Source organism: Priestia sp. SIMBA_032 (genome assembly GCF_046535215.1).
GTDB classification, from domain to species: domain Bacteria; phylum Bacillota; class Bacilli; order Bacillales; family Bacillaceae_H; genus Priestia; species Priestia aryabhattai.
Map to the genome: position 1 here is coordinate 1048507 of NZ_JAWRXD010000001.1, position 14136 is coordinate 1062642.

The following is a 14136-nucleotide window of genomic DNA, read 5'->3' on the forward strand; positions in this document are numbered from 1 at the left end:
GGCTTTTGTTACATGACTAGCTGAACAAAAAGTGGAATAACGGCAACTGTGACGACGCCTACAATAACAACTGCAATACTTGCCATGGCTGCCTCTACTTCTCCCATTTCAATCCCTACGGCTACTCCTAGCGCATGCCCAGAAGTTCCAAGAGCTAATCCTTTCGAAATTGGATTCTTCACCTTGAATACTTTTAAAAATAAAGCGCCCAGCGCATATACGATGACTGCATTAAAAATAACAGCAAAGGAAGTAATAGCAGGAATCCCTCCAATATCTTGAGACAATGGCAGCGCAATCGCTGTTGTAGCTGCTTGTGGAAGCATTGATTTCATCACAACTTCATCCATATGAATACCTTTAGCAATCGCAAAAATAATCGCTACCGAACAAACTGACCCTACCGCAATCGAAGAAAGAATTTGCCACCAGTACTTTTTTAATTTATCGGCTTGCTTATATAAAGGGATGGCAAAAGCAATTGTTGCCGGTTCTAAAAAGAAGCTGATAATCTTCCCCCCGCTGCTATATTCCTCATAAGAAAAATGACCAATTTTCAAAAAAGCAATTCCGAGGACCATTGCCACAAATAAAGGAGTAAATAAGAAAAAACCTTTTGACTTTTTAAATAAATACGTTCCAATGCCGTACGCAGCTAAAGAAACCACGATTCCAAAATACGGATTCATCTTTCCAACCACCTTGTCTCTTTATAATTGATGTTAAGCAATACCTTGTTTTTTCGTTTTTTCACTCATATCTACATCTTTTATTTCTTCTTTTGCTTTATTATCTTTTGTCATGCCAAGTATAAGCTGTGAAAATAAGCCTGTAACGCCTAACAAAATAATCGTTGCCACGATGATAACTAAACAAATTTGAATGCCGTACTGCTGCATAACACCTAATGAATTCATAACAGAAATACCTGCTGGTACAAATAAAAATCCGATCAAAGAAGTTAAAGCCGTTCCCAGTGATTCAACTTGCTCTAGTTTAATAATCTTCAAGCACAGTGCAAGAAATAACAGCACAAGTCCAATGACTGAAGCTGGCATCGGAAAAGGCAAATGCTCTGCAATAAAATCTGAAATCAACATAATTACGGAAAAAATAAATGCTTGTGTTAAAAAGCCATACACTTTTTTAGCACTCATTTCTTTCACCTCTCTCTGTTTGTTGACTTCATTATATAAAATGAAAATTGATAAGAAAGCGTTTTCAAACTAAAGAGTCAAATATTTGTGCTCACTTACAAAAATCGAGCCTTGAAATACAAAAAACAGCTTGCCAAAATGCATACGCAAGCTGTTTCTTACTTAAATTCCTAAACGTTTCTTCAATTCTTTAGCATATGTACGACTGACAGGAACTCGCTCATCGTTTTTCATCACTAAATTATACGTAGAATTAAACCATGGCTGTACTTCGGAAATATGATGTACGTTGACGATATAACCACGGTGCACACGAATAAACGACTGAGAAGGGAGCTTTTTTTCCAGCATAGCCAGCGTATCTGCAGTATGATAGGATTCTGCTATTGTCTGAACCGTGACTTCTCCTTCTATTAACCCTACAAACAAGATGTCCTCTATATTTACTAACACAATCGAATCGTCTACAGAAATCGCTAACTTTCCAGTTTGAGAAGAAGACTCTCCTATCAATTCTTCTTCTTTCAAAGCCGGATGAGGAACACGCATTTTTTTATATTTATGAATGGCCTGCACCACTCTTTCTTCATCAAAAGGCTTCAAAATGTAATCAATTGCATCTACTTCAAAGGCTTGTAAAGCGTACTGATCGTACGCAGTTGCAAATACAATAGCTGGCGGATTTTTCATTTTTTTAAGCCTTTTAGCAATATCAAAACCGCTGTCATCTGACAGTTGTATATCTAAGAATAATAAATCCGGCTTTTCATCCATCATTTTATCCAACGCCTCTTCGATACTTTCAGCTTCTTCAATGAAGTCTACTTCTTTCGTTCGATGTAATAAATATTTTAATTCATCTCGCGCTAACATTTCATCGTCTACTATTAGTACTCGCAGCATATTACATACCCTCGCTTTTTAATTCAATTGGTATAACAAACGAAACTGCTGTTCCTTCTGTTACGTCAAACTCCAGCGTTGTTTCTTTTCCAAACAATCCATGTAAACGTTGTTTAATATTGTAAAGAGCCGTCCCCGTTCCTTTTTCTGAAAAAACGGGCTGATTGCCAAGCAGTTCCAATCGTTTTGTGTCTATACCTTGTCCATTGTCTTTTACCTTTACGTATACATATTTATCTTTTGTCTCAATGTAAACTTCTACGCGACAGTGCTTTTGTTTGCGGGGAAACGCGTGTCGAATGGCATTTTCCACAAGCACTTGAAGAATAAACGGCGGAAGCAAGACATCATCTAGTCCTTCTTCAATATACATGTCAATTTCGTATTTATTGGGGAACCTGGCTTGTTCAAGCGATAAGTACGCGTGAACATGATCAAGCTCTTTTGATAACGGAATCAAAAGCTGCCTTGCACCTTGCAAATTCGAACGAAAATAAACGCTTAGCTGCAAAAGCAGCTTTCTGGCTTTTTCCACGTCTTGTCTGCACAGCGCCGATATCGTATTAATAGCATTAAATAAAAAGTGAGGATTCACCTGTGCCTGTAAGGCTTTAATCTCCGCATCTTTTAGCAATTTACTTCGAAGCTCTGCTTCGCCGAGCTCTAGCTGAGTTGAAAAAAGTTTGGCCAATCCTTCTGCCAGCTCTTCCTCCACTCGGCTTAACCCGCTCGCATCTTTAAAATACATTTTTAGTGTCCCAATGGTAGTACCGTGAGAAGTAAGCGGCATCACAATTGCGGCATGAAGCGGACAGTCTTTATGCTGACAATCAATTTGTTCTCTCGACTTTGCTTTCATAATTTTCCCTGTCTTCAGTACTTCGTGAGACAGCCCGGTAATTAAACTATGCGAAGGAACATGATGATCAATTCCTTCCCCTACATGAGCTAAAATTTTATGTGTATCAGTTAGCGAAACAGCATCCGTACCTGTGAATCGATGAATAATATTTGCAACATTTTCACATGATTCACTAGTAAGGCCCTGACGAAAATGTGGAAGAGTTTGATCCGCGATTAATAATACTTTGTGTGTCTGAAGCGCTCTCATTTGTTCCTCTTGCCGTAAAATGGACTGAATGATAGACAAGAAAATATAGCTTCCCGTGCCATTTACAATAATCATTGGAATAGCAATAATACTCACTAGCGTCCATGCCGAATCAAACGGTTTAGCAAATAATAAAATAATCAGCATCTGAAGCGTTTCCATCGCTATGCCTACAAGTGCTGCAAAGCGCGGTGTAATCGTTCGATGTTTTTTCCGGTAGGCATAGCCGATATATCCAGTTAACACCCCTGCTAAAACGGACGAAACTGCACAGCTAAACGCCGTACTCCCTCCCAACATAAAGCGGTGAACACCAGCAAGTAGTCCTACTCCTAAACCAACAAAAGGACCGCCAAGCAGACCGCCCATTTCTACACCCATAATTCGCGTATTTGCAATCGAGCTTGATGGATCTACTTTTAATAATAGGTCTTCATTTCGAATAATTGTTCCTTGAATTTCAATTCCCGTGTAGTTGCTAATAATGCTAAAAAGAGAAAAAATAAAAATAAGTACAGCTTTTCCTTTATACCCTTGCTGTTTGCGGAGGAATTGCCGAAAAACTTTTGTATGTGCCAGCAAAAAACCTATAATGACAATAACTCCGACTCGTTCTACCATCATAATTAATAAATGAATCATTTCTAGCCACCCTTTGCTGTCTGTTTCTATTTTATATTGTTACATTGATGGTGGCAGAAATCTAGCTTTACACATATAAAAAAGCTGTTCGAATACGTACTGTATTCGAACAGCTTGACTTTAAGCTTGAACAGTTTTAAAAAATTGAGGCAAGTAATCTTTATGAGCTTCTAACATCTCATCGACAATTTGTTTAGCTAGTTTATCAGAAGCCACAAGAGGATTAATGGTTAATGCTAAAATAGCTTTGTCATAATCTCCTGTCACTGCTGCTTCAGCTGCAGTCCGCTCAAAAGACTTAATTGTTTGAACAAGACCGCGCACAGGTACAGGAAGGTCGCCCACTGAAATTGGCTTTGGACCATCTTTTGTAATGATACAGCTTACTTCTACGGCAGAATCAGCTGGAATGCTTGCTATAGCACCATTATTAATAGTATTTACAGGCTGAATATCGCCTTTATCCGTATAAATGGATGTAATCAATCGAACCGCTGCATCACTATAATAAGCGCCGCCGCGCTGTTCTAATTGAGGCGGTTTAATGTCTAGATTAGGATCTTTGTACAGTTCAAACAGCTCTTTTTCCAACTGTTTGACCACTTCTGCTCTCGTTTCACCTTTTTCATAATTAACAAGCTCTTTTTCTACCATTTCACGCGTTTTGTAATAGTACATGTGATATGGACAAGTCAAAGCATTCAGCGATTTAGTAAATTCTGGCTCCCACCCAAGGCCTGCTACGTTTTTTACAAAGCTGCTGTTAGTTGGATCACTTAGTAAATCAATAACTTGATCTTTAACACTTACACCATCTACATATACATCTAATCCGTAGACCATGTGATTTAAACCAGCAAAATCAATTCGAATGCGAGAGTGATCTACATCAAGCAGCTTAGCAATCCCCATTTCCATTCCGATTGGTACATTACAAAGTCCTACAATCTTTTTAATGTTACTATAGCGGAGCACAGCTTCTGTTACCATGCCTGCAGGATTTGTGAAGTTAATCAGCCAAGCTTCTGGACATAACTCTTCAATGTCACGGCAGATATCTAAAATAACGGGAATCGTGCGAAGTCCTTTAAATAATCCGCCCGGTCCATTTGTTTCTTGACCAAGCACCCCGTATTTAAGCGGTATTCTTTCATCTTTCGCTCGTGCATCTAACAAACCAACTCGGAATTGAGTCGTTACGAAATCCGCATCTTTTAATGCTTCTCTTCGATCTAACGTTAAATGAACGTCAATTGGCAACCCTGATTTTTTCACCATTCGCTTCGCTAAATTCCCAACAATCTCTAATTTTTCTTTTCCTTCTTCCACGTCTACTAGCCACAGTTCTCGAACTGGAAGTTCATCATATCGTTTAATAAATCCTTCTATCAGTTCCGGCGTATAGCTTGAACCTCCGCCAATCGTTACAATCTTAATACCTTTTGTCATAGTGTAATCCCCCCGGAAATTTTGATTGCTTCATATAAATCTACAAATTCAGTAGCCATTTCTTTTACCGTCATCGCATTCATTAAATGATCTTGAGCATGAATCATGAGCAGAGAAATTTCTGTGCTTTCCCCTCTAATTTCACCTTGAATTAACGACGTTTGAATATGATGAGCAGCATTTAATTCTTCCGCAGCTTGTGTAAGCTTTTCACGCGCTTCTGAAAAATTTCCGCTTTTGGCAGCCGCTATCGCTTCCATTGCTGAACTTCTGCCGTTTCCGCCGTGTAAGATTAGTTTAAAAATATATTCTTGAATGCTTTCCATCCTTTATCCCTCCTCACACAATATCTTTCTTTGTATCACTTGGTACCCCTTCAGCTGCAGGCTGTATACCGTTTTCTTCAGTGAATTTTTGTTTATCCCACATTCTAAAGAAAGGATAATAAATGCAAACAGAAATTCCGATATTAATAGCTTGCATAACTGCACCCGATAATTTCCCTCCTGTTGCCAGATAGCCAGAAATAATCGGAGGCATGGTCCAAGGAACCGCAATACCTGCTGGTTTTGCTACCAGTCCTGTCGACATGGCAATATAGGTTGCTACTACCGTCACAAGAGGGGTAATAATAAACGGAATAAGCATCATTGGATTCATCACCATCGGAAGTCCAAAGATGATTGGCTCATTGATATTAAAAAGAGCTGGCCCTATTCCTAATTTACCAAGCTGCTTCATTTGTTGACTGCGCGCTTTTAAAATCATCGCAACGACTAAAGCTAACGTGGCTCCGCTGCCTCCGATATTAATCCAAATATCAAAGAACTGCTGTGTAAAAATATTTGGTAACGCTTCATGGTTAGCAAATGCGATTCGGTTTTCATCCATAGCTCCATACCAAATGGGAGCCATAATTCCACCCACAATATTCGCTCCATGAAGTCCACATGACCACATGAGCATAATAACAAGTTCGGCAACTAGCGTACCGCCTAAACTGCCGCCTAGCACACCTAAAGGCTTTCCAAGCAATTCTCCAACAATATTATGCAGACTTCCGAAATGCGTCTGTTCTACTAACAAACGTAAGATCCAAATAAATGCGATTACCGTAAACCCAGGAATAAGAGCGGCAAACGATTTTCCAACAGCGGGTGGAACTCCATCAGGCATCTTGATGATAATGTCTTTTTGAATAAACCATCTGTAGATCTCGGTAGAGAGAATCGCAACAATCATCGCTACAAAAAGCCCTTTACTTCCCATTAAAGCGGTTGGAATTCCGCCGTCTACTAAAATAGCTTCTTTGGCTCCACTAGGGAGAAAGGACACTTTATACGGAGTAGCAAGTAAAAAAGCAGCCAGTGAAATGGCCCCTGAGGACAAAGCATCTACTCCGTATTTTTCAGCTAGCCGATAGGCTATTCCGAAACAAGCAAGCAGCGCCATAATATCGAATGTAGCTCCAACTGGATAAGCCATTTTCATTGCCCATTCTTTTCCGAAAATCCCTGCCATAAAGTCGTTGTAACCTGGTATCGGTAAATTCGATAGTATTAAAAATACTGAACCGATAATAATGAGAGGCATTGTCAGAACAATACCGTCTCGAAGTGCTTGTAAATGGCGTTGACCTGCCATTTTTCCGGCGATAGGCATTACTTTGCTTTCAAGCATACTATTAAATTTGCTCATGTAGTCCACACTCCTATTTTGAAACTAGTTGAGCTGCAAATTTTAACACTTGTTCTCCATTGCACGTTCCGTAGTGAACAGGATTTATAACGTCAACTGGTACACCTTTTTCTTCACCTAGCTTCTTAAGCTGCGGCAATAAGTAGCGCACTTGAGGTCCTAATAAAAGTACATCCGCTTGATCAATATGGTTGCGGACAGAGTCACCAGGAACCGCCCAAATTTTATACTCCGTGCTTTGGTCCTGAGCGCTTTTTTCCATTTTTGTTACTAGTAAACTTGTAGACATTCCAGCTGCACAACATAATAGAATATTCATTTGTCATTCCCCCGTTTTTTTATTTTGTCATCTGTTTTGTTGATAGTTTCATTTTAAAATAAAAGCGCTTACATTTATACACAACCTTTTTCCGTTAGTAACGGAAAAAATATGTTTGAACATTCAGATAAAAAAGAAGCCCTTTCTTGGACTTCTTTTTTCATCTAATATTTTTCATAAATACCTCGATAAACTCCTCATAATCCTTGCACTTTACTAAGCGCTGCACGACCTGCTTATCATCCACAACGCGGACTAACAAACTGTACATCTTCTGCAAATCGCCTTGATTATTCGCTTTTACACTTAAAAGACAAATAAATTGGACAAGGTTTCCTTCCCACATAATCGGTTTTTTTAACGTGCAAATGGCCCAAAACGTCGTATCTGTTTGAGGAACCATAGGATGAGGAATCGCAACAAGATTGCCAAAACTTGTTGGTGATGCAGCTTCTCTTTCAAAAACAGATTCTATAAATTGAAAAGGAACTAGTCCTAGATGAGTTAATTTCTCTCCTAAAAAATAAAGCACTTCTTCTCTTGTTTGAAATTCTTGCTGTAAATATACTAATTCTTTTTTCGTGTATTCTAACGAAGACTGCGGTTTATTCTTCATTAAACATTCAATTTTTTTAAAATCATTGTTTCCTAGAATTGTGCTTACTTGTACTACAGGAACAGGAAGGTCATCTGGAATTGGAATGGTACTAACAATAAAATCTAAAGAGTGCAGCGACATTTGGTGGAGCTTATAATACTGAGTTGTTCCTAAAATAGTAAGATTTAATCCAAACGTTGCCTGCAACTTATATGATAATAGCTTGGCACTCCCTACTCCCGATGCACATACAATCAAACAGCGCTTAGGCTGATTGATAATTTTCCGACGTTCAATGGCCCCTCCAATATGTAAAGCTAAATAGCCAATCTCCGTTTCATGCATGTCAATTTCGAGGCGATTTTTTAAAACCTTTCCAGCAATAATCCCAGCTTCAAAAGCGAGAGGGTAATGACTCTTAATTCCTTCAAGCATCGGGTTTCGCAGATTCATTCCATATTTATAGCGGTTGATAGCCGGTTTCAAATGTAAACTCATTCCAAGAATCAGCTCTGAATCTTCACTAATTCCTAAATGAAGCTCTTTTTCAATTGCTTCTAATATAGTCGCTGTTAATTCATAAATATCTGCGGCAATAAATTGCTTCACTTCTTTGTCTTCGTGATTGCTACTGTTGAGCATTTTTGTGCCTAACAAATGAATGGCGATATAAGCTGTTTCTGATTTCGGAAAACGAATCTTGAAGGCCTTTTCAATTTCCCTCACAATTTCAGCTGCTACTTCATATTCTTTATGCTCCATAATTTCAAGCAAGTCTTCTGAATACAAAGAGATAAAATTTTCTTCTTGTATTCGCTTACAAGCTATTGCTAAATGAATGATTAAATTGTTTAATCCAATATCTGAAACCATAATATTGTATCGTTTTATTTGATTTAAAATGTGGGCTTTAATCGTTAAGATTGATTCTTGGGGCAGGATGGATATTTCATTGTATACCATATCTACTTCTTTATCTTTTCGGTTAAATATGTACTCAGACATACAGAACCTCATTTTCATTTCGTCCCCTTTAGCTTTCAAGCCATAGTTAGGACGTTTTTCTAAAAGAATATCATACTTACACAGCTGTTTTTTAACATCTCTTAAATCGTTTTGAACCGTTGATTTACTAATATACAACTCGTCTGCTAAATCTTCGAGCTTCAAATATTCGTCTGCTAGCAGCAGTCTTTTAATTAAATAATGCACGCGGTCATCAGGAACGGTTGGAATAGAAGTTGAATCAAATAATTGATTAGCCGAAAGTTCTTTTAATAGCTGATGAAATTGTTTTTCATCTAAAACGCTAAGTTCATATCCCGTCCCTCGAGCTGATTTAATTTTAGCCCCGTACTGAGACAAAATGTCATCTAGCTGTTTTATATCCGTTCGAATAGTTCGAGAAGATACTTGATTTACCGTTGCTAAATATTCGCTTGTAACGGTTGATAATGTAGACTGTACGGACATTAGTTCTCTTAATATGACGATCATTCTTGAATTAAGCATGTTTGCTTCTCTCCATTCTCAGAAGATTTCCTTTTTATAAAATAAATTAAAAGAGCTGGTTATTTTAAACAAAAGCAAAAAATACCTAAACAGCAACAAACAGAAACTACCTTTTCTGTCCTTGCAGCTTAGGTTTTGCCTGCTTCATCAGTAACAACCCTAAAACAATAGGAATAAATGTCTTTATTTGTAATCTATCATTCTTTCTGGTTTTTTTCAATTTCCACTAAAGCGTTAGGCTTAGTGGCATTAATGAAATTTATGGAGTCTGGTCATACCGGTGTAGCCCTAATACAAAGGTACGAATTAAAAAATCTAGTGTCTCATCAGTACTTAACGGCATTCCAAATCCCCCTTTTTGCTCCAAAGAAGAAAACCCATGTAAAATGCTGCGAAGACTTCTAACAGCATGAAGGGCTTCATTTTCCGGAAGATGATACGGTTTCAACACCTCCAGCACTAAAAATACGATGTTATCAGATGCTTTTTGTACTTCTTTATCCTGTATCCTTGGTGCTACCGTTGCCGTTGCTTCGTATATTCCGGGAGATTTTCTTACAAATGAAACGTACGCTTTACTTAGCTGATAAACAGCGTCTTCTGCAGAAGCATGTTCAACAGCACATTTTAAAAGATGATATAGCTGCTGCAGTCCACTTAAAGCCAGTTCTTTGCGCAGCTCTTCTAACCCTTTTATATGATTATATAAAGACGGAGGGCGAACATCTAATTCCTTGGCTAATGAAGCAATTGTAACAGCATAAAACCCTTCACGATTGGCCAAATTTTCACCTGTTTGAATAACTTTTTTGAAATCTAGTCCTTGTCGTGGCGACATCCCTTCATCTCCTTTTTTCTATTTTTACTTTTGCTTGTTGTATTGCTTTTTCCATCATTTTTAGCGGCTGAGAAAGAACTCTTCCGTGTCCAACAGCAAGAAGTGATGGGTTTAGTTCATATAGCTTTTCTGCACTTTTAAGCGCTAGCTCTTTGCTCCACGTTCCAAAGGCAGGAAACGGAAACAGCGGTTTTAACTGACCTGATACCGCAACTCCTCCCCGCACTTGGAAAGAATCTCCGGCAATTAATGCGTTCGTTCTCTGGTCTAAAAAAGACATAGACCCAGGTGTATGTCCAGGTGTAAAAATAGGAGCAAGTGAGCCTATATAAGACTCTTCTTCAATGAAATGATCAATTTTAGTTGAAATCTTTCCTAGTTTTGGTATTCCGCCACGGATTGGGTTTTGAGGTTCTTCAGAATCGAGTGTAAAATCTCCTGAAAATAATCGATAATCTCTTTGCGACATATAAACAGAGGCATTCGGCAAACTTTTCTTCAAGTTATCAACTGCTCCGATGTGATCTTCATGAGTATGTGTAAAAACAATTCGAGTAATCGGTTTTCCAATTTGATCTGCAGCTTTCAAAATACCTGACGCGCTGTAAGGAAGAGCCGCATCAATTAACGTAAGACTGTCTTTCTCTTCGACTAAATAACAATTCACTGGAAAAAAGCGAGGCAAAAACGTTAATTGATACAACATTTTCTCACGAACTATTCTCATTTCCTCATCCCCTATTATCAAAATAAAAACTAATGGTATTAGTTTTTATTTTAACTAATACCATTAGTTTTATCAATCATATATTGGAAAAACAAAAAAAGTGTGAGGCATAACGAAATCAATTGAATCCAAAGACGAACAAATGGGATAAAGGAGCTCATACAGATCACTTGTTACACCGTCCACATAAAAAAAACGAACGCGTTTGATTCTTCATCAAGAATCAAACGCGTTCGGATCTTCCTTTAACTAAACCACTTTTGCCATAGCCTCTATTAAACTTAAACGTCTTTTCTTTCCCCAGTAGCAGCCACTACAATCGCACTGCCTTTCTTTAACTCTTCTTCATATTTTTTTGTTTCGTCTTTTGATAAGCCTAGTGAAGCCATTTTTGTTCGAAGCTCATCTTCTCTTGTTAAAAATAAACTCGCTGCTGAATGTAAAGGACCTTCTTCAGACAGTCGAATAATATTTGTGTCCGTTACTTCTGTTAAATTTTTAGAATTTTTCTTGTCATAGGTAAACACGTATACTTCATTTTTCTCAAAACCTTTATCTGCAAATTGATTAACTGCTTCGTTAATGTTTGCTCCTTTTTCTACTACTTCAACATGTTTCATTATTTATAACCTCCTGTTTCTATCGCACATCTTTCTTTTATACTTAGCAAAAGAATAAACTTCTTACTACTATATATACCCGTTTTCAGAAAGGAAAACCCGCATTTAGCGCTTTACAGAGAGTTTGAATATTATTCCACATTATCCTTTAATAGAATGTATACCTCTTTTGATTAACTTATTTGAAACAATCATTCAGCTTATTTTCAGCTACCATTCATAAGAAATTCATCTACATTGCTTATTATAAAAAAGGAAAAAGACGCTAATCAGGTACTTTATACGCATAATGAATGTCTGTGTCAGAGTAAGCCGGATATGAATGTAACAATTCATATCCGCTTTTTTTATGAAAGAACCTCTAACAACATCCTGTCCATACGTCTTACAACATACTATAATTCTCCATATTAACTAAAAATTCAGGTTATATAGGAGGTTACAAATGAACAGCCATCCACAGCCACAGTTAAAAAAAGAGTTAAAGATCCGGCATATCACCATGATTTCTCTTGGAGGAATTATCGGGGCTGGATTGTTTATCGGAAGCGGATCACTCATTAACACCGCCGGACCGGGATCTATTTTTTCGTACGCATTTGCTGGTTTGCTCGTTATTTTAGTCATGCGAATGCTTGGCGAAATGTCTACTGCAAATCCTTCCAGCGGTTCTTTTTCCACTTATGCAAAAGAAGCATTAGGCCCTTGGGCCGGCTACACCATTGGCTGGCTCTATTGGTTTTTCTGGGTTATCGTTATTGCTGTTGAAGCCATTGCAGGTGCAAATATTATTCAATACTGGTTCCCGTCTTTGCCGTCTTGGGGAGTAAGCTTGGCTCTTACTTTTTTATTAACGATGACCAATCTGTACTCTGTTAAATCTTTCGGAGAATTTGAATATTGGTTTTCCCTCATTAAAGTCGTCAGTATCGTTCTTTTTTTACTTTTAGGTATAGCTATTATTTGTGGATTCATTCCAGGAATTGATTCTCCCGGCACTTCCAACCTTTTGCACAAAGGCGGCTTTTTACCGAATGGAATTAGCTCTGTATTTTTAGGAATTGCCCTTGTCATGTTCTCCTTTATGGGAACAGAAATTGTCGCAACCGCAGCAGGTGAATCGTCTCAGCCTGAAAAAGCCATTACTATCGCGACCAATACCGTTATTTATCGCATCTTATTTTTCTATTTAGGATCTATCTTTATTTTAGTAACGGTTCTTCCATGGAATTCGTCAAGCCTAATGAAAAGCCCATTTGTATCTATTCTTGAATTAGTGAATGTACCGGCCGCAGCTCAAATTATGAACTTTATCATTTTAACAGCCGTTCTTTCCTGTCTGAATTCTGGCCTGTATACAAGTTCTCGCATGCTGTTTTCCATGTCTCAAAACGGCGATGCGCCAAAAAGCTTTTCAAAATTAAACAAAAAAGGCGTGCCGGTTAGTGCGATATTAGCATGTACAGTTATCTCGTACGTTAGCGTTATCTTTAACTACATTTCACCAGACAAAATCTTTTTGTTTTTAGTGAATGCATCAGGCGGCGTAGCGCTTCTTGTATATCTTGTTATTGCATTTTCACAGATTAAAATGAGAAAAAAATATGAAAAAGAAAATCCCGAAGCATTAAAAATTAAAATGTGGTTATTTCCTTACTTAACTTACGCTACAATCCTTGCCATCACTGGTATTTTTATAGCCATGGCATTTATTGATTCATTACGTTCTCAGTTCTTCTTAACTCTTTTAATTGCTGTACTCGTCGTAGGTTCTTTTTTCTTTCAGCGTACCAAAATGACGAGCGGCTTAGCAGCAAAAGAAAATACATCAAAATAAAAAAGCTGTTCCTTTTGGAACAGCTTTTTTATTTAACGAGATAAATCTCCTACAATTTTTGTTCCGTGTAATTCAGCTGCTTTTGTTTCTTTCATAACCCGCTCTGCGTTGCCTTCATGAATTCCTCCGCCGGGCAAAATAATAATACGTTCATTAGCATATGTGATCAATTCTCGGAGCATATGCAGATTTTGCAAAGCAGATCCTTTCCCTCCTTTTGTCAAAATACGGTCTGCTCCCAATTCACTAAGTATATCAATGGCTTTGTATTTATCTTTAGTCTCATCAAATGCCATATGAAATGTAATGCTTAAAGGACGAGCTTCTGCTATTAACTCTTTAGTGCGTCCGTAATCGATTTCAGCTTCTTCTGTTAAAATGCCGAATACTACTCCGTTCACTCCAAGGTCTTTACATGTTTTAACGTCTTTTTTCATAATTTGATATTCTGCTTCGGAATATACAAAATCACCAATTCTTGGACGAATAATCACGTTGATATCTGTATCAAGATGTTCGCTTGCATATTGAATGGTGCCGTAACTTGGCGTAGTGCCTCCTTGACTGAGATTGTCACATAATTCAATGCGGTCTGCTCCTAGCTTTTCGGCTTTTTTTGCCTGCTCATACCCTTCTACACACGCTTCTTTTATGTACTTCATATTTTCAACTCCTTTATTGGCTGTATAAATAAAGCCCATCTTTAAAAAGATGGACTTCCTTCT

Annotated in this window: 14 protein-coding genes; 1 reads left to right on the forward strand and 13 read right to left on the reverse strand. The window is 37.9% G+C overall.

Annotated elements, in window-relative coordinates; genetic code table 11:
* Nucleotides 1-8: 8 nt before the first annotated feature.
* The 12 genes from lrgB to SB717_RS05255 all read right to left on the reverse strand — a co-directional run bounded on the left by lrgB (nucleotide 9) and on the right by SB717_RS05255 (nucleotide 11574).
* Nucleotides 9-689 (reverse strand): antiholin-like protein LrgB, encoded by a 681-nt coding sequence (lrgB, locus tag SB717_RS05200; RefSeq protein ID WP_013055484.1) that lies wholly within the window; start codon nucleotides 687-689, stop codon nucleotides 9-11.
* 33 nt (nucleotides 690-722) lie between these two features.
* The gene (gene lrgA, locus SB717_RS05205) at nucleotides 723-1157 is read right to left on the reverse strand and encodes an antiholin-like murein hydrolase modulator LrgA (RefSeq protein WP_028412310.1); all 435 of its coding nucleotides are present in this window, start codon (nucleotides 1155-1157) and stop codon (nucleotides 723-725) included.
* 162 nt (nucleotides 1158-1319) lie between these two features.
* Nucleotides 1320-2060: a LytR/AlgR family response regulator transcription factor gene (locus SB717_RS05210; protein WP_098620766.1), complete on the reverse strand. Its 741-nt coding sequence runs from the start codon at nucleotides 2058-2060 to the stop codon at nucleotides 1320-1322.
* 1 nt (nucleotide 2061) lies between these two features.
* The gene (locus tag SB717_RS05215) at nucleotides 2062-3813 is read right to left on the reverse strand and encodes a sensor histidine kinase (RefSeq protein WP_074679175.1); all 1752 of its coding nucleotides are present in this window, start codon (nucleotides 3811-3813) and stop codon (nucleotides 2062-2064) included.
* Nucleotides 3814-3933: 120 nt separating this feature from the next.
* Nucleotides 3934-5262: a 6-phospho-beta-glucosidase gene (locus tag SB717_RS05220; protein WP_182006617.1), complete on the reverse strand. Its 1329-nt coding sequence runs from the start codon at nucleotides 5260-5262 to the stop codon at nucleotides 3934-3936.
* Nucleotides 5259-5588 (reverse strand): PTS lactose/cellobiose transporter subunit IIA, encoded by a 330-nt coding sequence (locus tag SB717_RS05225; protein ID WP_013081807.1) that lies wholly within the window; start codon nucleotides 5586-5588, stop codon nucleotides 5259-5261. The genes SB717_RS05220 and SB717_RS05225 overlap by 4 nt, the downstream gene beginning before the upstream one ends.
* 13 nt (nucleotides 5589-5601) lie before the next feature.
* Nucleotides 5602-6960: a PTS cellobiose transporter subunit IIC gene (gene celB / locus SB717_RS05230; RefSeq protein WP_410903387.1), complete on the reverse strand. Its 1359-nt coding sequence runs from the start codon at nucleotides 6958-6960 to the stop codon at nucleotides 5602-5604.
* Between the two features lie 13 nt (nucleotides 6961-6973).
* A complete protein-coding gene (locus SB717_RS05235) occupies nucleotides 6974-7279 on the reverse strand; it encodes a PTS sugar transporter subunit IIB (protein WP_028412318.1) in 306 nt (101 codons plus the stop codon).
* 160 nt (nucleotides 7280-7439) lie between these two features.
* The gene (locus tag SB717_RS05240; RefSeq protein WP_074679183.1) at nucleotides 7440-9389 is read right to left on the reverse strand and encodes a BglG family transcription antiterminator; all 1950 of its coding nucleotides are present in this window, start codon (nucleotides 9387-9389) and stop codon (nucleotides 7440-7442) included.
* A 259-nt stretch (nucleotides 9390-9648) separates the two neighbouring features.
* Entirely contained in the window at nucleotides 9649-10227 is a 579-nt protein-coding gene (locus SB717_RS05245; RefSeq protein WP_410903388.1) for a TetR/AcrR family transcriptional regulator, read from the reverse strand.
* Nucleotides 10228-10231: 4 nt separating this feature from the next.
* Nucleotides 10232-10954: an MBL fold metallo-hydrolase gene (locus SB717_RS05250; RefSeq protein ID WP_074679187.1), complete on the reverse strand. Its 723-nt coding sequence runs from the start codon at nucleotides 10952-10954 to the stop codon at nucleotides 10232-10234.
* 281 nt (nucleotides 10955-11235) lie between these two features.
* Complete coding sequence (locus tag SB717_RS05255) at nucleotides 11236-11574, reverse strand: YflT domain-containing protein (protein ID WP_074679189.1); 339 nt, start codon at nucleotides 11572-11574, stop codon at nucleotides 11236-11238.
* Between the two features lie 445 nt (nucleotides 11575-12019).
* On the opposite strand from SB717_RS05255, the gene SB717_RS05260 reads away from it, so the two are divergent.
* On the forward strand, nucleotides 12020-13411 hold the full coding sequence (locus SB717_RS05260) for an amino acid permease (protein WP_410903389.1): 1392 nt from the start codon (nucleotides 12020-12022) through the stop codon (nucleotides 13409-13411).
* Nucleotides 13412-13443: 32 nt separating this feature from the next.
* Here the strand turns inward: SB717_RS05260 and SB717_RS05265 are convergent, their stop codons facing one another.
* On the reverse strand, nucleotides 13444-14073 hold the full coding sequence (locus tag SB717_RS05265; RefSeq protein WP_182006622.1) for a copper homeostasis protein CutC: 630 nt from the start codon (nucleotides 14071-14073) through the stop codon (nucleotides 13444-13446).
* Nucleotides 14074-14136 lie beyond the last annotated feature (63 nt).